The sequence below is a fragment of the Aminobacter sp. NyZ550 genome, assembly GCF_025628925.2.
In the GTDB taxonomy this organism is placed as follows: Bacteria; Pseudomonadota; Alphaproteobacteria; order Rhizobiales; family Rhizobiaceae; genus Aminobacter; species Aminobacter ciceronei.
In genome coordinates, this window is sequence record NZ_CP114190.1 from 4,603,656 (window position 1) to 4,626,117 (window position 22,462).

The 22,462-nt window shown below is 64.2% G+C and carries 30 protein-coding genes and 1 pseudogene; 12 read left to right on the forward strand and 19 right to left on the reverse strand.

What is annotated here, in order from left to right:
- Together N7E70_RS22915 and N7E70_RS22920 are read right to left on the reverse strand one after the other, a co-directional pair.
- Complete coding sequence (locus tag N7E70_RS22915) at positions 1 to 282, reverse strand: metal-sensing transcriptional repressor (RefSeq protein ID WP_263007735.1); 282 nt, start codon at positions 280 to 282, stop codon at positions 1 to 3.
- 196 nt (positions 283 to 478) lie between these two features.
- Positions 479 to 1,387, reverse strand: a complete 909-nt coding sequence (locus N7E70_RS22920; protein WP_263007736.1) for an SDR family oxidoreductase — start codon at positions 1,385 to 1,387, stop codon at positions 479 to 481.
- Between the two features lie 90 nt (positions 1,388 to 1,477).
- Here N7E70_RS22920 and N7E70_RS22925 point away from each other — a divergent pair, with 90 nt between their 5' ends.
- Both N7E70_RS22925 and N7E70_RS22930 read left to right on the forward strand, forming a co-directional pair.
- On the forward strand, positions 1,478 to 2,050 hold the full coding sequence (locus N7E70_RS22925) for a TetR/AcrR family transcriptional regulator (RefSeq protein ID WP_263007737.1): 573 nt from the start codon (positions 1,478 to 1,480) through the stop codon (positions 2,048 to 2,050).
- A 155-nt stretch (positions 2,051 to 2,205) separates the two neighbouring features.
- Positions 2,206 to 3,711 (forward strand): amidohydrolase family protein, encoded by a 1,506-nt coding sequence (locus tag N7E70_RS22930; protein WP_263007738.1) that lies wholly within the window; start codon positions 2,206 to 2,208, stop codon positions 3,709 to 3,711.
- Between the two features lie 78 nt (positions 3,712 to 3,789).
- Here the strand turns inward: N7E70_RS22930 and N7E70_RS22935 are convergent, their stop codons facing one another.
- Together N7E70_RS22935 and N7E70_RS22940 are read right to left on the reverse strand one after the other, a co-directional pair.
- The gene (locus N7E70_RS22935; protein ID WP_154385033.1) at positions 3,790 to 4,020 is read right to left on the reverse strand and encodes a DUF4287 domain-containing protein; all 231 of its coding nucleotides are present in this window, start codon (positions 4,018 to 4,020) and stop codon (positions 3,790 to 3,792) included.
- A gap of 28 nt (positions 4,021 to 4,048) precedes the next feature.
- Positions 4,049 to 4,963 (reverse strand): DMT family transporter, encoded by a 915-nt coding sequence (locus N7E70_RS22940; protein ID WP_263007739.1) that lies wholly within the window; start codon positions 4,961 to 4,963, stop codon positions 4,049 to 4,051.
- A 49-nt stretch (positions 4,964 to 5,012) separates the two neighbouring features.
- Between N7E70_RS22940 and N7E70_RS22945 the strand changes: the two genes are divergently transcribed.
- Complete coding sequence (locus tag N7E70_RS22945) at positions 5,013 to 5,564, forward strand: MarR family transcriptional regulator (RefSeq protein ID WP_182574383.1); 552 nt, start codon at positions 5,013 to 5,015, stop codon at positions 5,562 to 5,564.
- 32 nt (positions 5,565 to 5,596) lie between these two features.
- Here N7E70_RS22945 and N7E70_RS22950 read toward each other — a convergent pair whose 3' ends face one another.
- Complete coding sequence (locus N7E70_RS22950) at positions 5,597 to 5,992, reverse strand: hypothetical protein (protein ID WP_154385032.1); 396 nt, start codon at positions 5,990 to 5,992, stop codon at positions 5,597 to 5,599.
- Positions 5,993 to 6,001: 9 nt separating this feature from the next.
- A complete protein-coding gene (locus N7E70_RS22955; protein WP_154385031.1) occupies positions 6,002 to 6,922 on the reverse strand; it encodes a hypothetical protein in 921 nt (306 codons plus the stop codon).
- A 209-nt stretch (positions 6,923 to 7,131) separates the two neighbouring features.
- On the opposite strand from N7E70_RS22955, the gene N7E70_RS22960 reads away from it, so the two are divergent.
- Together N7E70_RS22960 and N7E70_RS22965 are read left to right on the forward strand one after the other, a co-directional pair.
- Positions 7,132 to 8,160: a serine hydrolase domain-containing protein gene (locus N7E70_RS22960; protein ID WP_154385030.1), complete on the forward strand. Its 1,029-nt coding sequence runs from the start codon at positions 7,132 to 7,134 to the stop codon at positions 8,158 to 8,160.
- Complete coding sequence (locus tag N7E70_RS22965; protein WP_263007747.1) at positions 8,153 to 8,572, forward strand: GNAT family N-acetyltransferase; 420 nt, start codon at positions 8,153 to 8,155, stop codon at positions 8,570 to 8,572. The genes N7E70_RS22960 and N7E70_RS22965 overlap by 8 nt, the downstream gene beginning before the upstream one ends.
- Before the next feature lie 28 nt (positions 8,573 to 8,600).
- On the opposite strand, the gene N7E70_RS22970 is transcribed toward N7E70_RS22965, so the two are convergent.
- On the reverse strand, positions 8,601 to 9,329 hold the full coding sequence (locus N7E70_RS22970) for a GNAT family N-acetyltransferase (protein WP_263007748.1): 729 nt from the start codon (positions 9,327 to 9,329) through the stop codon (positions 8,601 to 8,603).
- Between the two features lie 242 nt (positions 9,330 to 9,571).
- Here N7E70_RS22970 and N7E70_RS22975 point away from each other — a divergent pair, with 242 nt between their 5' ends.
- Both N7E70_RS22975 and N7E70_RS22980 read left to right on the forward strand, forming a co-directional pair.
- On the forward strand, positions 9,572 to 10,204 hold the full coding sequence (locus tag N7E70_RS22975; RefSeq protein WP_263007749.1) for a LysE family translocator: 633 nt from the start codon (positions 9,572 to 9,574) through the stop codon (positions 10,202 to 10,204).
- A 36-nt stretch (positions 10,205 to 10,240) separates the two neighbouring features.
- Positions 10,241 to 10,900 (forward strand): pentapeptide repeat-containing protein, encoded by a 660-nt coding sequence (locus tag N7E70_RS22980; RefSeq protein ID WP_263007750.1) that lies wholly within the window; start codon positions 10,241 to 10,243, stop codon positions 10,898 to 10,900.
- A 9-nt stretch (positions 10,901 to 10,909) separates the two neighbouring features.
- Here N7E70_RS22980 and N7E70_RS22985 read toward each other — a convergent pair whose 3' ends face one another.
- Positions 10,910 to 11,518 carry an NAD(P)H-dependent oxidoreductase gene (locus N7E70_RS22985; protein WP_263007751.1) on the reverse strand — a complete coding sequence of 203 codons (609 nt, stop codon included), beginning with the start codon at positions 11,516 to 11,518 and terminating at the stop codon, positions 10,910 to 10,912.
- An 87-nt stretch (positions 11,519 to 11,605) separates the two neighbouring features.
- Here N7E70_RS22985 and N7E70_RS22990 point away from each other — a divergent pair, with 87 nt between their 5' ends.
- The gene (locus tag N7E70_RS22990) at positions 11,606 to 12,211 is read left to right on the forward strand and encodes a TetR/AcrR family transcriptional regulator (RefSeq protein ID WP_263007752.1); all 606 of its coding nucleotides are present in this window, start codon (positions 11,606 to 11,608) and stop codon (positions 12,209 to 12,211) included.
- 237 nt (positions 12,212 to 12,448) lie between these two features.
- On the opposite strand, the pseudogene N7E70_RS22995 reads toward N7E70_RS22990, so the two are convergent.
- Positions 12,449 to 13,465, reverse strand: a pseudogene (locus N7E70_RS22995) (MFS transporter); the annotation flags it as partial.
- Positions 13,466 to 13,533: 68 nt separating this feature from the next.
- On the opposite strand from N7E70_RS22995, the gene N7E70_RS23000 reads away from it, so the two are divergent.
- Entirely contained in the window at positions 13,534 to 13,983 is a 450-nt protein-coding gene (locus tag N7E70_RS23000; RefSeq protein ID WP_067964220.1) for a helix-turn-helix domain-containing protein, read from the forward strand.
- A 112-nt stretch (positions 13,984 to 14,095) separates the two neighbouring features.
- On the opposite strand, the gene N7E70_RS23005 is transcribed toward N7E70_RS23000, so the two are convergent.
- From N7E70_RS23005 to N7E70_RS23020, 4 genes are read right to left on the reverse strand one after another with little or no spacing between them, the layout of a single operon-like run.
- The gene (locus N7E70_RS23005) at positions 14,096 to 14,410 is read right to left on the reverse strand and encodes a response regulator (RefSeq protein WP_115732923.1); all 315 of its coding nucleotides are present in this window, start codon (positions 14,408 to 14,410) and stop codon (positions 14,096 to 14,098) included.
- Positions 14,411 to 14,421: 11 nt separating this feature from the next.
- On the reverse strand, positions 14,422 to 14,997 hold the full coding sequence (locus N7E70_RS23010; RefSeq protein ID WP_269441418.1) for a sensor histidine kinase: 576 nt from the start codon (positions 14,995 to 14,997) through the stop codon (positions 14,422 to 14,424).
- Between the two features lie 7 nt (positions 14,998 to 15,004).
- Positions 15,005 to 15,145 carry a hypothetical protein gene (locus N7E70_RS23015; RefSeq protein WP_245432062.1) on the reverse strand — a complete coding sequence of 47 codons (141 nt, stop codon included), beginning with the start codon at positions 15,143 to 15,145 and terminating at the stop codon, positions 15,005 to 15,007.
- Positions 15,118 to 15,351 carry a hypothetical protein gene (locus N7E70_RS23020; RefSeq protein WP_269441419.1) on the reverse strand — a complete coding sequence of 78 codons (234 nt, stop codon included), beginning with the start codon at positions 15,349 to 15,351 and terminating at the stop codon, positions 15,118 to 15,120. Before N7E70_RS23020 ends, N7E70_RS23015 begins: the two co-directional genes overlap by 28 nt.
- A gap of 481 nt (positions 15,352 to 15,832) precedes the next feature.
- On the opposite strand from N7E70_RS23020, the gene N7E70_RS23025 reads away from it, so the two are divergent.
- On the forward strand, positions 15,833 to 16,363 hold the full coding sequence (locus N7E70_RS23025; protein ID WP_154385022.1) for a GNAT family N-acetyltransferase: 531 nt from the start codon (positions 15,833 to 15,835) through the stop codon (positions 16,361 to 16,363).
- A 100-nt stretch (positions 16,364 to 16,463) separates the two neighbouring features.
- On the opposite strand, the gene N7E70_RS23030 is transcribed toward N7E70_RS23025, so the two are convergent.
- Complete coding sequence (locus N7E70_RS23030) at positions 16,464 to 17,207, reverse strand: SDR family oxidoreductase (protein WP_263007753.1); 744 nt, start codon at positions 17,205 to 17,207, stop codon at positions 16,464 to 16,466.
- A gap of 98 nt (positions 17,208 to 17,305) precedes the next feature.
- Between N7E70_RS23030 and N7E70_RS23035 the strand changes: the two genes are divergently transcribed.
- Both N7E70_RS23035 and N7E70_RS23040 read left to right on the forward strand, forming a co-directional pair.
- A complete protein-coding gene (locus N7E70_RS23035; protein WP_067964227.1) occupies positions 17,306 to 18,223 on the forward strand; it encodes an AraC family transcriptional regulator in 918 nt (305 codons plus the stop codon).
- Between the two features lie 292 nt (positions 18,224 to 18,515).
- Entirely contained in the window at positions 18,516 to 18,821 is a 306-nt protein-coding gene (locus N7E70_RS23040; RefSeq protein ID WP_115732927.1) for a hypothetical protein, read from the forward strand.
- A 27-nt stretch (positions 18,822 to 18,848) separates the two neighbouring features.
- Here N7E70_RS23040 and era read toward each other — a convergent pair whose 3' ends face one another.
- From era to pyrE, 5 genes are all read right to left on the reverse strand, one after another.
- Complete coding sequence (gene era / locus N7E70_RS23045; protein WP_067964230.1) at positions 18,849 to 19,778, reverse strand: GTPase Era; 930 nt, start codon at positions 19,776 to 19,778, stop codon at positions 18,849 to 18,851.
- Positions 19,775 to 20,497, reverse strand: coding sequence for a ribonuclease III (gene rnc / locus N7E70_RS23050; RefSeq protein WP_067964232.1), 723 nt, complete (start codon positions 20,495 to 20,497; stop codon positions 19,775 to 19,777). The genes era and rnc overlap by 4 nt, the downstream gene beginning before the upstream one ends.
- 2 nt (positions 20,498 to 20,499) lie before the next feature.
- On the reverse strand, positions 20,500 to 21,246 hold the full coding sequence (lepB, locus tag N7E70_RS23055) for a signal peptidase I (RefSeq protein WP_263007754.1): 747 nt from the start codon (positions 21,244 to 21,246) through the stop codon (positions 20,500 to 20,502).
- A gap of 103 nt (positions 21,247 to 21,349) precedes the next feature.
- Positions 21,350 to 21,766 carry a holo-ACP synthase gene (gene acpS / locus N7E70_RS23060; RefSeq protein WP_154385018.1) on the reverse strand — a complete coding sequence of 139 codons (417 nt, stop codon included), beginning with the start codon at positions 21,764 to 21,766 and terminating at the stop codon, positions 21,350 to 21,352.
- 100 nt (positions 21,767 to 21,866) lie between these two features.
- Entirely contained in the window at positions 21,867 to 22,445 is a 579-nt protein-coding gene (gene pyrE, locus N7E70_RS23065) for an orotate phosphoribosyltransferase (RefSeq protein ID WP_263007755.1), read from the reverse strand.
- Between the last annotated feature and the right edge of the window lie 17 nt (positions 22,446 to 22,462).

The window sequence follows — 22,462 nt, forward strand, 5'->3', positions numbered from 1 at the left end:
CTAAAGATACTTGGTGATTTCCTTGAACGCGTCGATCGACTGGCGCTGCGCGCGCGGCAGGCTTCCGACCGCGTCCTCCAGGCAATGGTCGAGATGATCCTGAATCAAAGTGCGCTTGGCCTGGCCGACGGCTTTTTCCACGGCATGGAGCTGCTGGGCGATGTCGAGGCACGGCCGGCCCGCCTCGATCATGGCGATGATGCCGCGCAGATGGCCCTCCGCCCGTTTCAGCCGCTTGATGGTGTCGGGATGGGAGGCGTGTTGGTGAGCATGTTCCGTCATGCCTAATTGCTATCCCCCCGGAGGGGATATGGTCAAGGCCGGCCCCGTGCGAAAATTCCTGGCCTACCCGCTCACCAGCCGCGGAAGCGTGGCCCTCCAACAGGCGAGGCGATGAAAAACGCCGCCGGCCGATCTCCGCCATGCCATCGGCATCTCGGGGACTGGCGCAGACCCGGCTGCAGACGCGTCGTCGCGTTCAGCGATAGCCCGTCGTATCGGCCGGCTTGCCGGCATCCTGCACCTCGACGACATAGGGCCAGGCATTCGGACGGGAACCGTCGAGATCGGTGAAACCATAGACCTGCGCCAGGCCGCCGCTGGACAGCGACTGGCCGTTCCAGCGCGCCACATCGGGGTCGGCCGCCAGGGCCGCCACGGCGCGGCCGACGAAGCGCGGCGTCTCGGAAATGGCGAAATGCGGAACATTTTCAAGCGCGTCGCGCCAGTTGGCTTCGGTGACGCCGAAATGCTCGAGCATCATTTCCGAGCGCAGCCAGCCGGGCGTGATCGCCACCGCGGTCGCGCCATGCGGCGCGAGATCCCTGGCATGCGCCCAGGCCATGCGCAGCACCGCCGACTTGCACAGGTCGTAGAAGGGCGACAGGCGGTAGTTCACCGCATTGTATTCGGCCGTGCCGTCGGTGACCTCGACAAGCAGGCCGCCCGGCTTCTCGATCATCAGCGGCAGCGCGTGATGGGCAGTGATCAGATGGGTGTCGATGGACAGCCTGAGCATGCGCAGGCCATTGTCGAGATCGTGGTCCCACACCGGCTTGTTCCACTCGAACAGCTTTTCGCCGCCCCAGATGTCGTTGACCAGTATGTCGAGCCGGCCCTCGTCCTTGCGGATGCGGGCAACGAGGTCGCGGACCTCGTCGGAAACGAGATGGTCGACGCGCACAGCGATGCCCTTGCCGCCAAGCGCGTCGATGGCCTCGGCGGTTTCCTCGATCGTCTCCGGCCGCTGGTATTCGGACTGGCGGTCGCGCGTCGTCCGCCCGGTGACGTAGACGGTGGCGCCGGCCGCGCCCAGTTCCATGGCAATGCCCCTGCCCGCGCCGCGGCTGGCGCCGGCAACAAGCGCTACTTTTCCTTGCAGTGTCATCGATCTCTCCCGAGAGTGTTTCTTTCGGAGGCTGGTCATCGGCTTCGAAGCGATATATAAATGAATATTCGTTTATAAATAAAGGTCAAGATGCCCCGCCGCAAAACCCTGTCCGACGAAGAGGTTCTGATCGCTGCCTCGCGGCTGCTGCATGAGCACGGCCCCGATGCGCTCACCTTCGAAAGCCTGGGGCGCGCCTGCGGCCTGTCGCCGGCAACGCTGGTGCAACGCTTCGGGACCAAGGCCAGGCTCAAGCAGGCAACACTTCTGCACGCCTGGGACGGGCTCGACGCCAAGACGGCAGCACTTGCCGCCGCGATGCCGAAAACGCCTGAGGGTGCGATCGCCCTGCTTGTCGGCCTGTCGGATTATGGCGGCATCGAAACCTATGCCGAAGGTCTTCTGGTGCTGCGCGAGGATCTGCGCGATCCGGTGCTCAGGGCGCGCGGCGCTGCCTGGAAGGCTGCGCTGTCGGCGGCACTCGACGAGCGTTTCGCCAGGGTTGCCGCAGCACCCCAAGGGATCGGCCTGCTCATGGCCTCGCAATGGCAAGGCTCGCTTTTGTGGTGGGGTTTCGACCCGCAGGGGCGTGTCGAGGATTTCGTCGCCGACGCGCTGCGCGGCTTCATTGCCGCGGTGCTGGCCGAGCCGGCGACGACATGAGAGGGCTGGCATGGCAGCCCGCAGCCTGCCGCGAGCCTGTTCGGCCACCTCACAAGCCTCTCCATAGTGCAGGGATACCCGCATTGACGTTAGGTTATTTTAGACTTAAAAAATTTAAGCTCAAAATAATTTGATTGCTGATTGGGAGGAACTTTATGAGCCATTCCGGTTCCACGTATAGCGGAGCACCTGCATCGAAGATCGGCCGTCGCGGCTTTCTGAAGGCAACGCTGGTCATGGGCGCCGCTGCTGCCGCGCCGGTCGGCAGCAGTGCGCAGACCCAGGGCGCTGCAGCCGGAAATCCGGCATTGGGCAACGAGTTCGTCATTCGCGCCGGTCACATCCTGTCCATGGATGGGGACGTCGGCGATTTCGCCAGCGGCGAGGTCCACGTCAAGGACGGCCGGATCGTTGCGGTCGGCGAGAAACTGAGTGTTGCGGGGATCGAGGCAGTCGATGCCACCGACATGATCGTCATGCCTGGCTTCATCGACACACATTCCCATCTCTGGAACGCCTTCCTGCGCGGTTCGATAAGAGGCGACGATCCTGTCCGGGGTTACTTCCCGACGACCAATAGGGCAGCCCCGCTGTGCACGCCGGACGACGCGTCCGCCTCGGCGAGGTTCGGGCTTCTGGAAGCGCTTCTCTCCGGCACCACCTGTATCAACAACTTCAGCCACAACACCCGCTCGGTCGAGCACGCCAACGCCGAGATACGCGCCTCGATCGATCTCGGAGTCCGCACACGATACTCCTATGGAACGCCGGGCCGCGGGGAACGCCTCGACACCACCGGCGTCGAAGCGGTGCGCAAGCAGTGGGCCACGGGACACCCCCTCATCACGGTCGGCGTCAACCTCCAGACGCCCGCCCCGGACATCCTGAAAAGCGGCGGCGACGACGACAAGTTCGTCGCAGAAGCACGGTTTGCAAAAGAGCTCGGATTGCCAGTTTCGCTCCACTACGGCAATACCGCCCACGGGCTGGTCGCCTTCATGGACAAGCACGACTTGCTCGGCCCCCATATCCTCTTCATCCATACCCAGGGACTGACCGAAGCAGAGCGCAACACGCTCGTCGCCAAGAACGTGCAGTTCTCGATGTCGCCAGCGATCGAAATCCCCTACTCGACGGTCAGGAATGGCTACATCCAGTTCGCCGAGCTCGAGCAGTTGGGCGCGAGCCTCAGCCTGTCCGTCGACGCGTCGAGCGCCATGGCCACCGCCGACTTCTTCACCGTCATGCGGGCACTGCAATGGTCCCACAAGCAGCGTGCCGACGTCGACCGGACGCTTGAGCCGAAACGGATCCTTGAAATCGCTACGCTCGGAGGCGCCAGGGCCCTCGGCCTCGATCGGGAGATCGGCTCGCTGACGCCGGGAAAGAAGGCCGACATCATTCTGGTCCGAAAGACCGACCTCAACATCGCGCCGGTGATCGATCCGTATTTCTCCCTGGTCTTCTCGGGAGGCGCGCGCAACGTCGACACCGTCATCGTTGACGGCGTCCTGGTCGTGAAATCTGGCCAGCATGTCCGAGTCGACGGCTCCGACGTGGTGGCGAAGGCCGAACAGGCCGGGCGTGCCATGCACGAAAAGCTCGAGCACATCATCGCCAACACGAAGGAAAGCGTCGAGCAGCTGAACAAAAAGGGATAGTGCGGGCCGGGCGCAGGTTTCGCCTGCGCCCGGATGCCTGATCTCGCAGCCAGACGAGTGTCCAGCAGACGGCGACAGCTACTTGTCGCCGGGCTTCCTCTTGCCGCTGAGCAGCGCATAGACCGCCATCGAATGGCCGTGGCCGAGGCCGAACTCGGAGCCCAGCCATTCGACGATCTGCCCGGCCTTCACGCCAGCCTTCAGCTTGCCGGCGTCGGAAAATCCCTTGCCGTCGGCGAGTGCGGCCAATTCCTCCGGTCCCTTGCCGGTCTTGGTCTTGATGGTGTCGAGATAGGCCTGGAAGGACATGTCGTTCTCCTCGTTGAAGTTTGATTGATCAGGCGCGCTTGCGGTTGGCCAGCACGCCGCCGGCGATGATCGCCGCCAGACCTGCGACCGACAGCACAGTCAGCACGTCGTTGAACAGCATGGCCGCCAGCACCACACCGAAGCCGGTGCCCCAATAGCCGAGCTGGCTGAAGAACACCGGCCCGCCGATCTCCTGCAGGCGGAAGTTGAGCAGATAGGACGAGGCTGACGTCGCGACCATGCAACCGATCCAGAACAGGATGTCGCGGTCGAAAAAGACCCAGCTCGACGGCGCCTCGAAGAACGGCGCCACCAGCGCCACCATCAGGCTCGAGCTCAACAGGATGCCGCAGGAAAAGGCGAGCGCCGACGAGCTCTTGGGCCAGTACGCCGTGCGGATGATGTTGCCGGCGGCGGCACAGGCCGGAACGATGATGCCGAGCAGCACCCAGACAGTCTGCGAGAAGTCGATCTCGGCCAGTTGCTGCTGCACCAGGGCCGCCATGCCGGCGAGGCCGATCAGGATGCCGGCGAAACGCCTGAAATACATGCGCTCGATGCCGAGGCCGGCGGCAAAGCTCATCGTCAGCAGCGGCGACAGCGAATAGACCGTCGAGGTGTAGGCCGGCCCGACCCGGTCGACGATGTAGTAGCCGAGCACCGTCGGCACGGTGAAGCTGATGATGCCGAGCACCAGATAGAGCAGGATGTGGCTGCGCTGGCGCGGAATGCCCTGCCCGGAAGCGGCGAGCAGCGGCAGCAGCACCATGCCGGCGCCGACATTGGCGACCAGCGCCAGCTGGAATGGCTGCATGCCGGCATTCAGCGCCGCCTTGGAGATCATGATGCGGGTGGCGAAGACCAGGCCGCACAAGGCCAGCAGGATCAGCGGCGAGCGCGCGGCATAGGACACCGGCAAACGAAGAACTTCCTGTTGCGTCATGGTCATCTCCGAGATATCTTAGCACTAAGATAAATATGGAATTATCTTAGTGTCAAGACATCTCGACGAGAATATTGGGGAACTGGCCGGCGACGGCCTGCAGGACGGCATCGATGCCCGCCGGGCGCAATGGGCCAGGGAACTGCCGCATCTCGACACGCGCGGCATGGCGATCCTCGGCCGCGCCCGCTGGATCACGCTTGCCGCCCGGCCCAAGATCGAGGCGATCTTCGCCTCCTACGGGCTCGACACCGGCGAGGCCGACGTGCTGTTCACGCTGCTGCGCTCGGGCCCGCCCTACCGGCTGCGTCCGACCGAGCTCTACAAGTCGATGATGATCTCGTCGGGCGGCGCCACCAACCGCATCGTCAAGCTGGTCAAGGCGGGCCTGATCAGGCAGGTCGCGTCCGATGGCGACGGCCGCAGCCTGCCGGTCGAATTGACCGAGGAAGGTCTTGCCCGTGCCCGCGAGGCCTTCGAGGCCGACATGGCGGTGGAAACGCTGATGCTCGAAAGCCTGAGCTGGGACGAGCAGGCGCAACTCGCGCGGCTGCTGCGCAAGCTGGCGCTGTCGCTCGGCAGTTCGCCGTCGCTGGAGTGAAGACCGTCGGCCCCGCCTCGCCGAGCCTTCGCTCAGGACTTCGTCCTGCGCGCCAGTTCCCGGTCGATCTGGCCGATCTCCCTACCCGCCTGCTCCAGTTTCAGCAGGCAGCCGAGGATGCGTCTTTGCAGCTCGCGCACGGGACCGCTGATTCGTGCTGCGTCCAGTCCGCCCATTCCCAGGCGCAGCAGCTCATAGGCGGCGATGGCCAGCGACAGGCCGCCGGTGACAGGCGAAGCGATGATCCCGATCACGAAGACGGTGCCGTCGGCGGCCAACCACAGGCCAGCCGACCGCAGTTCCGCCTTGCGGACCTTCAGCTCGGCCTCGAGCTGGTCGAGTTCGACCGAAATGGCTGATACTTCCGCCCGCCTGGCGGCCCGTTCCTTCAACAACTCTGCCTGGGGAAATCCGGCAAAGCGGGACATGACAGCAGGTCAGCCGCCTGGAGAGGCGTAGCCGCTTTCAGCCTCCTCCCGTTGCGCACCCGATGCTGCGTCACGATACCCGAGACCACGCGAAATCCGCGCAGCCTCCAGCCTGGCGGTGGCGAGACTTCGCTCAGTGCTCTCGATGGCCCGCCGGTCGGCAAGCAGGCCCTGCAGCCGCACCGCCACCACGGCGGCGCCGATGATGCAGAGCCCGACGACCACCGCGCCATGAAGAATGTCTGCCTCAGCGCCAAACAAGCGGGGCAGGTTAATGCCCAGGGTGGGCGCCAGGATCATCGCGGCGAGCAGGATCACGGCGGCCGACAGCGACAGCAGCGGCCAGAGCTGTGACCGCTTGCCGTAACCTTCATCCACCAGGACGGCTGTCGGAACAGGCTCTCGAACGGGCTCCGGCTCAGCCGCACCGGCGACCTCGGCCGGGCGCTGTCCGTCATTTGCCCCGTCGCCGCCGAAATCGGGGGCGACATCGGGCGATCGATCGAGGAGATCCTGAAAACGCTTTGGCATGCTTGCGACATAACCGGCCCCGACGAGGACCTCGAGGGCTTTTGCCGCGCCTGGCTGATACTGGCGAAGTCCGTCGTCGATGTGCTGCAGCTTGCTTGCCGCGACCCACAGCAACCGCTGCAATTCGGACACATCCGCCGCCGAACCGGTCTCTTGACCAGTCACCTCGCGCAGCAGCCACTCCAGGTTTCTGGTCCGCTCGTCCAGTGACGATCGCTCGAAAGCGCCAAGGCGCACCGATGAGCTTTTGCCTGGATGACCAAAAAGAGCAACGAAGCCGATGACCTCGCGTATCGACAGCAGGATCGACGGATCCCAGTCGAGAGCAAAGTCGAATCCACGGGCTTCGCTGTAACTGCGAATCTTTGCGAGGCTTTCCAGCAATTCGGTATCGGTCATAAAGCGCCCTGCGCCCCACGAACAACTTGGCAACGACAGCATATTAGCAAACCCACATCGAAGAATACAGGCCGACTGGAGAGACGTTCGTCGCGCCGCCGACACGGCTGGCCAGGCTGTTACGCCAACTGGCGCTATGCCTCGCCGGCACCGCCGGAGAGACTGACCCGCGAATCATGATGCGGCCGCGTCGCCACTGGGAATATGGAATGAACCGGGAAACGCTTGTCGACCTTGTCCGTGACCAGCGGATCCCGCTGGCACTCTACGCCACCGGCCAGGGCCTTGAGCGGCCCTGGGCCACGGCATCGGGCATGGCCGACGAACAAGCCGGCCGACCGATGTCGCTCGACACGCCGCTCCGGGTCGCCAGCAACACAAAGACCTTCGTTGCCGCCACCATCCTCCGCTTCTGGGAACGCGGGCTGATCGATCTCGACGGCCCGATCGCACGGTTGATCGACCCGCTGTTCAACGCGTTGCTCGCTGCCGCCGGCTACCGCACCGACAGGATCACCCTTCGCCACCTGCTGAACCACAGCGGCGGCCTTGTCGACCACACCAACGCCCCCGAATTCTTTGCCACCGTCCTGCGCGAGCCGCAGCATTTGTGGACGCGCGAAGAGCAGGTTCGCCTCGGCGCCAAATTCTCGGCGCCGCTCAGCGAACCGGGCACGCGCTTCAGCTATTCCGACACCGGCTATATCCTGCTTGGCGACATCATCGAGCGCATCTCGGGCACGACGCTTGCGGCAACCGTCCGGCGCGAGATGGGATTCGAGCGGCTCGGCCTTGCAACGAGCTGGTGGGAGATATCAGAGCCGCAGCCTGTGCACGTCGAGCCGCGGGCGCGCCAGTTTTTCGGCGATGTCGATGCCACCGGGATCAGCGCCTCGATGGATCTTTATGGCGGCGGCGGGTTGGTGATGTCGGTGCGCGACCTCGCCACCCTCTTTGCAGCGCTGTTCGAAGGCCGTGTCTTCGACAGCCCCGACACGCTGCGCGAAATGCTCTCCCAGGGCAGCCACGACGGTGCCGCCACCTATCGCCTCGGCATATCAGTCGACACCGTCGACGGTGCCGAGGTCTACTCGCATCTCGGCTTCTGGGGCACTGCGGCCTATTACGCACCGGCAAAGGGCATTGCCGTCGCCGGTTTTGCGACCCGGCGCGACGCACGCGACACGTTGGTGTCGGTCATCCAGCAGGTGCTCGCCGCCGAGGACTGGCGTGGCTGACCCCGCCACCGGCAGCGAACCGCTGTTCGAATGGCGCGGTGCCTTTGCCAATGCCGAGCTGAACGCCTTGCACGCCGCATGTTTCGAGCACCGGCTCTTCGACGACGACTGGTGGACGCAGGTCAACAGGTTCAGCCTCGGCTGGGTCTGCATGCGGCAATCCGGCAGCCTCGCCGGCTTCGTCAATGTCGCCTGGGACGGCGGCCTCCATGCCTTCCTGCTCGACACGATGGTCGCCGCACCGCTGCGCCGGCGCGGCCATGCCGCGACCCTCGTCCGGCTGGCGATCGACAATGCCAGGAACACGGGCTGCGAATGGCTTCACGTCGATTTCGATCCGCATCTGCGCGGCTTCTATCTCGATGCCTGCGGCTTCGAGCCGACACAGGCCGGGCTCGTCCACTTGCTGTAGCCGGCCACGATGAGGACCGCCGCCGGGATCAGACGGCGGAATCGGGCGAAACCACCTCCCAGGTGCCGAACAGCTCGAGGCCGGCCTTGCCGGCGAGCAGGATCGACGCCGCATTGTCGAGCTGGCATCGGTACTGCGGCTCATAGCCCAGGTCCCAGGCGTGCCGGCTGATCGAACGCACCACCTTGCGGGCGTGGCCCTTGCCCCGGTAGGGCTCGAGCGTCAGCACGCCGAGATCGGCGACGCGACCGTTCATCCAGGGATACATGCTGCCGGCACAGACAAGACGGTCCTGCTCGAAGGAACCGAACACCAGCCAGTGGTCGAGTTCGACCGAGGCACCATCGAGGTCCTGCTCCGACGCCTGCGCCTGGAAACCTGAAAACAGCGCCGCGTCCTCGGCGCTCAGACGCCTCGGCCCAACAACCGGCTCGTCCAGTGCCAGCCGCTTCTTCTCCGCCTCGGTGAAATGATAGATGCGGTCGGCGCCATGCAGCATCACACCCGCGCCATCAAGGGCGTGGCGAAAGCCGGCGATGGACAGGCCCTGCCTTTTGCGCAGGCCGGCCCTGGCCGCCAGCTCGGGCGTCACCACCGCCATGGCCCGACCATCGATCGTCTCCAGCACCATGACCCGGCAGTCCTCGTCGAGATCAGGGTCGGCGGCGACAGTAAAATTGTCGTCGCTGTGGAGAATGTCGCCGTTGAGAAACTGCGCCCGCCAAAAATCGACGATCGTCTGCGAAAAATATGACATTGTGAATACTCGGTCTCGTCTGGACGAGCGTGAGCGCGGAAAGTGTAGGCCCACGATTCTCACGACTTCGTGAAGAAAGCCGTAGCCAGCAAAAACCGGCAAATGTGCGGCATAACAGCGCTTCGCGATCGCTGGACCAAATATAGGCCGGGCTGGCAGACGGGTTTCGCCTACCGAACGATCGCGCCCTATGCGAATTTGCCGGCATGGGTCGCGCCATTTTGGTGCGACGGGAGCCTGCCATGCCGTCAGCCGAACTGTTGATCGCCTTTGTCGCCACCACCGCGATCTTCGCCTTCATGCCGGGCCCGGCCATGCTCTATGCCGCAGCCCAGACGCTGGCACGCGGGCGCTGGTCGGGGCTGATGGCGGCACTCGGCATCCATCTCGGCGGCTACGTTCACGTCATTGCCGCCGTCGCCGGCCTGTCGGTGCTGTTCCACGCCGTGCCGCTGGCCTATTTGGTCGTCAAGCTTGCCGGTGCCGCCTATCTCGTCTGGCTCGGCATCGCCATGTTCCGCGCCAGGAATGAGGGTGACGGCAACCTGCCCGCCATCGCGCCGAAATCCGCCCGCCGCGCCTTCGTCGAGAGCATCGCCGTCGAGGTGCTCAACCCCAAGACGGCGATCTTCTTCATGGCTTTCCTGCCGCAGTTCATCGACGCTTCGGCGGCCTTTCCACTCTGGCTGCAGTTCTTCATCCTGGGCACCGTGGTCAATGCGATGTTCACCCTGGCCGACGTCGTCGGCGTCATGCTGGCCGGAGCGATGACCGACCGGCTCAAGCGGTCGCGCCGCGCCCAAAGGCTGATGCAGCGCGCCGGCGGTGCGGTGCTCGTCGGCCTTGGCGTCCACGTCGCGCTGCAGAAAAGCTGACCCGCCGACACCGCGACGCGACAGTTTCGAAAAACCATGCCAGCCGACCCGCCCGCCACCGCCCTCGTCGACCTCATCGCCCAGGGGCAGCGCTCCTTCAGTGGCCTGCAACTGGCAGGCCACGATCTGTCGCGGCTCGACTTCAGCGGCTGCACCTTCGCCGACTGCACTCTTTCAGACGCCGACCTCAGGGGTTCGACGCTGACCGACACACGCTGGACCAGCTGCCGCATGGCGGGCGCCAAACTCATGGCCATCGATGGCGTCGACGCACAGTTCCACAATTGCGACCTCTCCAACACCGACTGGACAAGGTCGCGGCTCAACGGCTCGACCTTCAGCCAGAGCAAGCTGACGGGGGCGAATTTCGTCGCCAGCGCGTTCATCGGCGCCGACTTCCGGCAATGCCGGCTGGTCAGCGCCCTGCTGCCGGCGATCTCGTTCCGGCGCAAGACGCTTGACCATCTCGATTTCAGCGACGCCGAGCTCACCGGCTGCGATTTCCGCGAGGCGATTTTCGACGGCTGCAGCCTGCGCGGCGCCAGCATGCGCTCCTGCCGCTTCGAAGGTGCCGATTTGCGCGGCTGCGACCTCGGCCCGCTGAAGCTCAACGAAGCGGCGATCCTCAAGGGTGCGGCGATCTCGAAAAGCCAGGCAACCGAGCTGTTGCGCGGCCTCGGCCTGCTGGTGCTGTAGCGCACCGCCTCATGCCGCCACGCCTCGGCTGTGCCCGGCTTCGAACAGCTTGTGGCCGATGGCGTGCGCCGCTTCGAGATGCTCGGCCGCCCCCAGCGTTTCGGTGTCGAGCAGAAGCTCCGATGTGACGACAGGCGCGCCGACATAGTCGAAGATGCCGTGGTCGATCTGCGTCTGCATCGCGCCGAAATAGCCGTGCCGGGCATAGGTCCGCATGGTTGCGCCGCCAATGGCGACAAGATGCACCTTGAGATGACGCAGCCGCTTGACCGGCCTGATGCCGGCGCCTTCGTCATAAGCCCAGCCATTGGCGAACACCCTGTCGATCCAGCCCTTGAGCAAAGCCGGCATCGACCACCAGTAGACGGGGTAGACCAGCACCAGCGTGTCGGCGCGGTCGATCCGCGCCTGCTCGGCGGCGACGTCGGCAGCAGGTGCCACTTCCCGGCGGTGAACGGCGAGATCGGTGGCGGTGTAGCGCGGGTCGAAGCCTTCCCCGGCAATGTCGGCGATCTCGTGGGTGTGGCCGGCCATCTCAACCCCTGCGGCGAGCTGTGCTGCGATGCCGTGGCTGAGTGACTTGGGATCGGGATGGGCGACGACGATGAGCGCGTGCATATGGACATTCCTGTTGGCAGTTGCGGGCGACGGTCACAGCTTATATACTTTTTGTAACCTACTTTTCGTATATACTTTTGGTACATTATGACGTCAAGCGCTGAAACACCGGAACCGCGCCGCCGCCTGTCGCGACAGGACCGGCGGCGGCAGCTCGTCGACGTCGCCTGGAGCATCATCCGCGCTGAAGGCACCGAGGCGCTGACCTTGCCCCGGCTGGCCGAGCAGGCGGGCGTAGCAAAACCCGTCGTCTACGATCATTTCGCCACGCGGCCTGCCTTGCTCGCAGCGCTGTACCAGGAGTTCGACACGCACCAGACCGCGCTGATGGATGCGGCATTCCAGGCCAGCGAGCCGACCCTGCCGAGCCGGGCGATGGTCATCGCCGCGTCTTATGTCGACTGCGTGCTCGAACAGGGCCGCGAGATCCCCGGGGTGATCTCGGCCCTTGCGGGCTCGCCGGAGCTGGCCAAGGTCAAGCGCGACTATGAAGCTGTTTTCATGGAGAAGTGCCGGACCCTGCTCGCCCCGTTCGCGCCGGCCGGCACCGTAGCTGCGTCAGGACTTCTGGCGATGCTGGGTGCCGCCGAAGCGCTGTCCTTCGCCGCCGCAAGCGGCGACATCACCCCTGACGAGGCCAAGGACGAGCTGTTCCAGACCATCCTCGCCATTGTCGCCCGAAACGCGCGGTGATTGCGCGACAGCGGCAGATCGGCCCGCCGCCGGTTTCGAAGACATGCCTCGGCGCCTGCGGACCTTCGCAGCGGCGCCGGCCAGTCCAGCCGCCATCGCCATCGCGGCCAGCAGCAGCGCCGTGCCGCCGAACAGCGTTCCGTAGCCATGCCAAGCGATCAAAGGCGTGACGAGCAGCGGCGAGACGAACTGGCCGATGAAGATCGACGCCGTCAGCACGCCGCCGCTGACGCCCCGGTGCCGCAACGGCGCAAGGTTCAAGGTCAGCGCAACGAAGCTCGGCGAAACCAGCGCGTAACCGGCGCCGATCGCAGCGGCCGCCGCAAACAGCACAGGCGTCGTTGCGGCCAGGACCAAAAGCAGGAAGCCAAGCGCCATCGCTGCATAACCGATGAGGAAGATGCCGGCATAACCGGTGGCGCGCTGCAGGCGGGGATAGAGCAGCGCGAAGCTGCCGCCGGACAGCATCACCGTGCCGAGGATCGCGCCGGTCATCATCGCGGCGTCATAGCCTTTGGCTTCAAGAAAGAACGACATCTGCGTCGGCATGACGAAGAAGATCATGTTGGTGAGCGCCTGCAGCAGCACCAGCAGCGACAGCAACAGCACAAAGGACGGATGCCCGGCAGCGTCACTTGTTGCCTTGGCGCCCGGTGCCTGCGACCGCCTGGGGTCGACGATGACCATCCACATCAGGGGCAGGAAGACAATGGCGAGGCCATAGATGGCGAAGGGCCAGCGCGGCGAGATTGCCGCCACCCATCCGGCAAGCGAGATGAAGACGAGGCCGCCGAAATTGCGTGCCGAAATCTGCAGCCCGGTCATGGCACTGCGCTTGTCGCCGTTGAAATAGTCGCCGACAAGGGCGGTCTGCGCCGTCATGATGAGTGCCACCGCCACCCCGAGAACGAGGCGGCTCACGAAGATGCTGGGCAGGTCGGGCAGGACCAATCCGGCGCATCCGGCAACGGCAAACAGGATCACGCCCCAAAGCAGCAGCAGGCGGCGGCCGAACCGATCCACCGCCAAGCCGGCAAAGGGCGCGAACAAGGCGACGCTGAGCGACGGCGCCGGCACCAGCAGCCGGGTCAGCATCGCGGCGTTCGGATCGCCTGCAAACAGCCGCTCGAGCCCGGGCAGCGCCGGGCTGATCGTCGCGTTGGCCATGGTGGTGAGCGATGCGGCCAACAGCAGGGCGAGCGCGCGCCCGTCCATCCAGACCGGCCTTTCCAGTGTTTGTTGAATGACTTGCATGATTTTTCCTCTTGCTGAATTCGACTGTTCGGCACAGCGTACGAATTCAAGCCAACTTGAGGTCAAGCATGCATTTCCTGGATATTGGCGAGGTCGTTGCACGCTCCGGCGTGCCGCCGTCGACGCTGCGCTATTACGAGGAGATCGGCCTGATCCGCTCGGTTGCGCGGCACGGCCTGCGGCGGCAGTTCGACCACGACGTGCTGATGAAGCTGTCGCTCATCGCCATGGGCAAGGCTGCCGGCTTCTCGCTGCCCGAGATATCGGGCATGTTCGGCAGCGATGACCGCCCCGACATTCCGCGCGACCAGCTCCATGCCAGGGCCAGGGAGCTGGAGCGGCAGATCATAGAGCTCAGGATGCTGCGCGACGTCATACGCCACGTCGCCGACTGTCCCGCGCCCTCGCACATGGAATGCCCGAGCTTCCGCAAATTGCTGAAGTCGGCGACGACGACAACTGCCAGCCGTTCGCCGAAACCGCCGACGACACGGGCAAGGTCCGCACGTCGGCGCTAGCCTGCTGATGTGGCGTGGGCAGCGGCTGCGCATGCTGGCCGTCCAGGGACCCAACAGGACGCCAGCTCTTTTTCAGAGCAGCAGTGGGCGCGGCGTTTCCTGATTTTGCCGGTCAGCCTGACAGCAGGTGGGCAAACATCTCGGCCAGTTCCTTGTCCATGAACGGCTTCTTCAGGACCGGCCGATCACGGTAGCCGTCCTTCATGTGGCCGCTATAGCCCGTCGAAAAGACGAAAGGTACGCCGCGCGCGGCGAGCGCGTCGGCCACGACATAGGTGTTGTCGCCATTCAGGTTCATGTCCACCATGGCGGCATCGAAATCATGCGCCGTGATGAGGGCAAGCGCCTGCTCGACCGTGGCGGCAGCGATCACCGACACGCAGCCGAGGTCGGCCAGCATGTCTTCGATCATGAGGAGGACGAGCATCACAAAGCAGCCTATTCATCGCGAACACCACAGGCGGCAGGAAAGTCCATCGTGCAGACAACGCCTTCCACCCGGTAGTCGAGATCGACCGCGCCATCCAGTTCGTGTGCCAGGCCGCGCTCCAGGACCCGCGAGCCAAAACCCTTTCTGGACGGTGGCATGACCGGCGGACCGTCCTTCTCCTGCCAGCGCACGACAAGCCGACCGCCCTCAGGCGAGGGCTCGATCGTCCATGAAATCAGGACGGACCCAACATTGTTGGAAAACGCGCCGTATTTTACCGCATTGGTCGCAAGTTCATGGAAGGCGATGCCCAGTGCCAGGGTAACCTTGGGTGAGACGCGGATGTTGCTGCCGGTGATGACAACGTGCTGCGACCTGCCATTTGCGATCCCGAACGGCTCCAGGGCTGCCTTGATCAGATCGAGCAACCCCGCACCTTCCCAGTTCTCGCGGGTCAACAGGTCATGCGACCGTGAGAGCGCAAAGAGGCGCGACTCGATGGAGTCCCTGATCACGTCGGGATTGGAGGTGTTTCGCAGCGCCTGCCAGACAATCGACTGCACAGTGGCAAGCGTATTCTTCACCCGATGACTAGAACTCGCTGCCGTTCTTTCGGCGGTAGCAGATTTCCGAGCCGCCATTGGCGTCGCCCGCGAAAGTGGCTTCGATGCGCGCCAGAGAATCGAGGTCGGTGCCGCCCGCGATCAGGAAGTTGAAGCTTTGGCCGAGCAACTCGTCGCGCGCAAATATCCGGTCAGACGGAGAAAGGCGTCATTGGCGAAAATGATCGGACTGCCGGGCTCTTTCGCATCCGTGAAAACCATCGCCATGCGTGTCGTTTCAGCGGCAACGACAAACGGTCCGAGATCCCTCCGAAAGCTTTCGACTTCAGCTCCGGCGACCTTTTGGCCTTCGGATTTGACTACTGGTTCAGCCATGCCTCAACTTCATTCGATTGGCGGCAGGCAGCAGCTAACGGGCAACGTTTGGAGCCGTGCGGAGTTATTGATGCGAGTGCGAGCACGAGGCTATGACCTGCGTCGCTGACGTCTTGCCGAACAAGAAGCGCAAAATTACCGCCACGCCCGCTCTTGAAAGCGTTGATTAATACCAGCGACCGCGGCCAAACCAGCCGCCGCCCAGCAGAACAAGTACGATAAGGATGATGAGAAGAGTGGTGGTATCCATGTCAGTCTCCTGGGAGTGCTCGTGCACCTCACGGAGCGGTGCATTGCCCGCTCATCGCACTCCAACACTAAACAACGTTTCACATGCTTTCTTGTTCCAACGAAACAGCGACTCTGGCGCTCTATTCGCGCGAACATTTTTATCGTTCAACCGGCAACATTGAGTTTTAAGGATCACACCTTCCAAAACATCAAAGCATCCTTTATTCGCTGCTTGCTCTTAGCGGACAGAATGGATCGAGACGTGATCAGGCCGGCCAACTTGACGGATGCCTCCAGCCTCGCAGCACTCGGGCTGGAAGTCTGGCTGAACACCTACATCCGCAACGGTGTCAGTGCCTTCTTCGCCGACTATGCGCTCGAGCATTTCACCGCCGCCGGTTTCGAGGAGATCTTGGCGCGGACAGACCAGACAATCCTGGTCTCGCAGAACACCGTCGGGATCGACGGCTTCATCCAGATCACATCGGGCGCCCCCTCCCCTGTGCCCGGCTGTTCCGATCTCGAAATCGCCAAGCTCTATGTCCAGCCCCGCCACCAGGGCTCGGGCGCCGGCGGCAGGCTGCTTGAGGCGGCACTGCGCATCTGCGCCGGCACCGGCCGGCCCGACGTCTGGCTTGCGGTCAATGCCGAAAACCAGCGCGCCACCGACTTCTATCTGAGGAAGGGTTTTGCCAAGGCCGGCGAAACCCGCTTCCAGATCGACGACCAGTTCTACCCCAACCACGTGCTGCGCTACGATCTGACTCTTGTTGGAGCATGATCTTTTCCGAAAACCGGCACCCACTTTTCGGGATCATGCTCTTGTCGCAGCATGATCTTTTCCGAAAACCGGCACCCACTTTTCGGGATCATGCTCTGACTCAGCCCGCCTGCGCCAGGGCCACCGCGTCGGGTCCCGCCGGAAAGCGCAGCTGCCCCGACACATCGTTCGCGGCCAACCACACGGCTTCGGCGACGTCGGTTTCCTTCGTCACCATTTCAGGTGTCGCAAACCCGGCGAAGATCGGCCCGGCAAAGCCGGCATAGGCTTCGGGAATGAGATCCTCGACCCGCAGCTCGGTGTTGTGGGCAAAACGCGTGCTTGGCGCATAGCCCGGCTCGACCAGCTTGACCCTGACATCGAAGGCGCCGAGCTCATGCGCCAGCGAGCCGGTGAACCCCTCGATCGCCATCTTGCTTGCGGTGTAGGCGGCGGCCAGCGGCATCGGCGCCAGCGTCACACTCGACGTCACGTTGACGACGACGCCCGACCGGCGCGCGCGAAACTGCGGGATGACCGCCTGGGTCATCGCCATCACGCCAAAGGTGTTGGTCTCGAACAGCTTGCGCACATGCACCATCGGCATCGCCTCGAAGGCGCCGACGAGGCCGATGCCGGCATTGTTGACCAGCACGTCGATCGGGCCGCAGGCGGCGAGCGCCGCAGCGATGCTGTCCTCATTGGTAACGTCGAGCGCAACCACCCGCATCCGCTCCGAGCGCGGCAGGATGTCCTGGCGTGGGCTGCGCATGGTGGCAACGACGTTCCAGCCCCCGGCATGGAAGTGACGGGCGGTCTCCAGGCCATAACCCGAGGAGCATCCGGTGATCAGTACGGTTTTCATGACATTTTCCCTTGATGATGTTGACGCCACGAAAATACCGTCCAATATCAGGACTATCATCAATCCATAGTCCGTATTTTATTGGCAACAGTCCTGAAATGGCAGACACTCTCACCACCGACCCGCTCGCCCAGGTCATCGAGCTGCTGCAGCCGCGCACCGTGTTCTCGAAGGGGATCAGCGGCGCCGGCGCGTGGGGCGTGCGTTATTCGGAATTCGGCCAGCCCGGCTTCTGCGCCGTGCTCGAAGGCCGATGCCGCCTCGCCGTCGATGGGGAAGCACAGGTTGTACTCGAACAGGGCGATTTCGTGCTGTTGCCGGCCACCCCTGCCTTCACCATGTGCGGTTTCGAGCCGGTGACGCCACGGCGCATCGATCCAAAGACTGCACCGGCGCCGACGGAGGAGGTTCGCCACGGCCGGCAGGACGGCCCCGCCGATGTCCGCCTGCTCGGCGGCTATTTCGTCTTCGGCTCGCCCGATGCGGCACTTTTGGTGTCGCTGCTGCCAGCCATGATCCATATCAGCGGTGTCGAGCGGCTTTCGACGCTGGTGCGGCTCGTCGGCGAGGAGGCGAGCCGGGACAATGCCGGCCGCGAGCTGGTGCTCGGCCGCCTCGTCGAGATCCTGCTGATCGAAGCGCTCAGGGCAAGCCGGGCCAAGGGCTCGGCCCCCGGCTTCCTCAGCGGACTTGCGGATGCCAGGATTTCAGCGGCGATCAGGCGGATGCATGGCGATCCGCAGCGGCCGTGGACGGTGGCCGACCTGGCCGGCGCGGCCGGCCTGTCGCGCTCGGCCTTCTTCGACCGCTTCACCCGCACGGTCGGTATCAGGCCGATGGAATATCTGCAGGCCTGGCGCATGGCGCTGGCCAAGAACCTGCTCGCCGGCAAGGACATCGCGCTCGACGAAGTCGCCCGCCAGGTCGGCTACGGCTCGGCCAGCACCTTCAGCACCGCCTTCAGCCGCCATGTCGGGCAATCGCCGGGCCGCTACGCGCGCGGCGATCGGGAGTGATGAAAGGGCGGTCATGTGCATGTCGCACCACCTCGCCCCGATTCAGAAAAAGCATTGCGAGAGCGATAGTTCCAGATCGGTAACCAGCCCAAGCTGAACTTGTTGCTCCAACACGAACTTGTTCCTTAGACTGTCTTGCGTGGAAAAGCCTGCGAGGTTTGGCCAAAATGAGCCTGTCCATGCGAACAACAGAGCAGGCTCCGCGGTGAGGCGAGCCCTGGTATCCTGCGCAACATATACTCTGCTGACGATAGGGTTTTACTTGGCCCTACGGGCGGGCGACAGGCTTGGCATGTGGGGCATCATGGCTTGGCCGCTGCTGCTCGCGCCGATCATTTTTTGCGCCTATTCACTTGTGAAATGGCGGACAATCCAGCGCCTTGGAACCCGTGGCTCGATCATTGCAGCGGTTTCGGCGGCGATATGGACGGGCGCAGCGCTCGTGGTCGCCGCCCTCATGGCGTTGGGCCTGCTGATCGCAGGCGAACATCCTCTGTTCGCCATCGCCATGCTGCTCATGGCCGCCCCATCTGCGGCGGCCATTCCGATCAGCGCCCTGGCGGGCTTTGCAGCCCACAGGATCGCAGGGCTGAACTGATCGTGCCTTGCTGCGCAAGAAAATGCGCTAGCGCGGGAAATCCAGCCCCATCTCGCGATAACGCTCGGGGTCGTCGCCCCAGTTTTCGCGCACCTTGACGAACAGGAACAGGTGCACCTTCTGCTCGAGGATGCCGCCGATTTCCATGCGCGAGGCCTGGCCGATGGCGCGGATGGTCTCGCCCTTGTGGCCGAGCACGATCTTCTTCTGGCTGTCGCGCTCGACATAGATGACCTGCTCGATGCGCACCGAGCCGTCGGGCTTTTCTTCCCACTTCTCGGTCTCGACATGCGAGGAGTAAGGCAATTCCTGGTGCAGCCTGAGATAGAGCTTTTCGCGGGTGATCTCGGCCGCCAGCTGGCGCATCGGCAGGTCGGAGATCTGGTCTTCCGGGTAATACCACGGCCCCTCGGGCAGCCGCCTGGCGAGATAGTCGAGCAGATCCTTGCAGCCTGAGCCGGTCAGCGCCGACACCATGAAGGTGCGCTCGAAGTCGACGCGCTCATTGGCGGTTGCGGTCAGCTTCAACAGCTTTTCGGGATCGACCCGATCGACCTTGTTGAGGATCAGCACCTTGGGTTGACGCACATCCTTGAGCCGTTCGAGGATGGCGTCGGCATCGCCCTTGATGCCACGCTCGGCATCGATCAGCACCAGGATCAGGTCGGCATCCTTGGCGCCGCCCCAGGCAGTCGTCACCATCGCGGTGTCGAGGCGGCGCTTCGGCTTGAAGATGCCCGGCGTGTCGATGAACACGATCTGGGCGGTGTCGTGAGTGGCGATGCCGCGCACGATGGCGCGGGTGGTCTGCACCTTGTGGGTGACGATCGACACCTTGGCGCCGACGAGCTGGTTGACCAGCGTCGACTTGCCGGCATTCGGCGCACCCAGCAGGGCGACGAAACCCGAGCGGGTGCCGCCCGTTGCGGGCAGTGTGGTTTCAGGGGCATCGGTCACGATGCGGTCTCCTCATTCTTCCATACGCCCTCGCGCACCAGCAAGGCTGCGGCAGCGCTCTGCTCGGCCTCGCGCTTGGAGCGTCCGGTGCCGGTGGCGGGCAAAAATTGTCCGACCCGCACGATCACCGAAAAGACGGGGTCGTGATCAGGGCCGGTGCGGCTTTCGATCTCGTAGGCAGGCACTGAAGTCGACGCCTGGTGCGCCCATTCCTGCAGTTCGGTCTTGGGGTCGCGGCGTGCCGCCCCCACGGCCTTGGCGCGCGGCTTCCAGAATTTGTGGATGAAGCGCTTGGCCGCGTCCAGCCCGCCGTCGAGATAGATGACGGCGATCAGCGATTCCAGCGCGTCGGCACGCAGGTTGACGCGTTTGCGCTCGGCCAGATTGCGCACTTCCGAGCCGGCGCGGATCAGTTCGGCAAGGCCGATCTCGTCGGCGATCTGGGCCAGCGCCTCGGCGTTGACCAGCGCGTTGAGACGGACCGACAGCTCGCCTTCGGGCGCATCGGGAAAATCCGACACAAGCATGTCGGCAACGGCGAGGCCGAGCACCCGGTCGCCCAGGAACTCGAAACGCTCGTAGTCGACGCCGGCATTGGCGCTGCGCGCGCTGCCATGCGTCAGCGCCCGTTGCAGGCGCTGATGGTCGCGGAAATTATGGCCGGTGCGGAGTTGCAGCGCGTCGGCGAGTTCCGTGGCGGTGAGCCGTTTGCCTGCCATGCCTATCGGACGAAGTTGAACAGGCGCGAGGCGCGCATCTCGGTCGGCCACTTCCAGATCTCGAGCGGGCTTGCGCCGCTGGCGATCGAGAAGAAGACGATGTTGGCGCGGCCGACGAGGTGATCGGCAGGCACGAAGCCGACATTGAAGCGGCTGTCGGTCGAGTTGTCGCGGTTGTCGCCCATCATGAAGAAGTGGCCTTCGGGCACGACGAATTCACGCGTGTTGTCGCCGATCGCATCCGGCGTCAGGTCGAGCGTGTCGTAGGAGACGCCGTTCGGCAGCGTCTCGCGATAGACGTCGACCGGACGGTTGACCTCGGTGATATCGGGGTTGTCGATCTGGCCGACCTTCTCGCGCGGCACGGCGGTGCCGTTGATGTAGAGCTGGCCGTCCTTCATCTGGATGCGGTCGCCGGGCAGGCCGACGACGCGCTTGATGTAGTCGAGCGACGGATTGGGCGGGAACTTGAAGACGACGACGTCGCCGCGCTCGGGATCCGAGCCGAAGAGGCGGCCCGAGAACAGGTCCGGTGAGAACGGCAGCGAATAGCGCGAATAGCCATAGGCCCACTTGGTGACGAACAGATAGTCGCCCTCGAGCAGCGTCGGCCGCATCGAGCCCGACGGAATCGAGAACGGCTGGAACAGCAGCGACCGGATCACCAAAGCGAGCAGCAGCGCCTGGACGATGACGCTCACGGTCTCGCCGAGCCCGCCGGACTTCTTCTGTTTTTCAGCCACGCTCATGTCGTCCTCGTTTTCAACCACGCCCTTGTCGTCACCGATTGGGGGCGCGATGGGTATAAGGGCTCACCGCCCCAGGAGCAATGTCCAAGCCGGTGCCAAAAGCCTAAGATAGTGGCGGTTGTTCGACCGGCAGCGCCTCGATGATCACAAAGGCTTGCGCAAGCGGAAAATCATCCGTGATGGTCAGGTGCACCACCGCGCGATGGCCTTCGGGCAACATCGTCGCCAGCCGGTGCGCGGCGCCGCCGGTCAGCTCCATCGTCGGCCGCCCGCCCGGCAGGTTGACCACGCCCATGTCGCGCCAGAACACACCTTCTGATATACCGCAGCCGAGCGCCTTGGAACAGGCCTCCTTGGCGGCGAAACGCTTGGCATAAGACGCGATCCGCCCCCGCCGCCCCTCGGCGCGCGCCTGCTCGGCATCGGTGAAGATACGCTGGATGAAGCGCTCGCCATGACGGACGATCGATTTCTCGATCCGCCTGATGTCGACAAGATCGCTGCCGATGCCGAGGATCATATTTTCCCTCTCGGGGCAATTGGCCCAAGCTGCTGATCTCCCCCCTTGCGGGGGAGATGGCCGGCAGGCCAGAGGGGGGTGACCGGGCTCAACTGAAGCCTCAGATATTCCGGCTGCCCGGCTTGATCGCCGGGATCGCCGCCAGTTCCGGCGGCAGCTGGTCGGCCGGATAGGCCGGCACTTCATATTCGGCAAGGGCTACCAGCGGCACGCCGACATCGGTCTTGCCGCCCGAGCGGTCGATGATGCAGGCGGCGGCCACCACCTCGGCGCCGAGTTCGTTCAGGCAAGCGATGGTCTCGCGGATCGACAGGCCCGTCGTGACGATGTCCTCGACGATGACGACACGCGCGCCTTTCTCGATCTCGAAGCGGCGCAGGCGGAAGGTGCCCTGCTCGCGCTCGACCCAGATCGCCGGCACCTTGAGGTGCCTGGAGGTCTCATAGGCCGGGATCAGCCCGCCGATCGCCGGGCCCACGACATAGTCGATGTCGCCCTTGACCTCGGTGCGGATCTTCTCGGCCAGCGCCTTGCACAACGCCTCGGTCTTGTCGGCATGCATGAAGACGCGTGCCTTCTGCAGGAACACCGGGCTGCGCAGGCCCGAGGTCAGGATGAAATGGCCTTCGAGCACGGCGCCGGCCGAGCGGAAAATGTCGAGAACGTCTTGTGTCTGCATCGTCGTCTTTCCTGTCT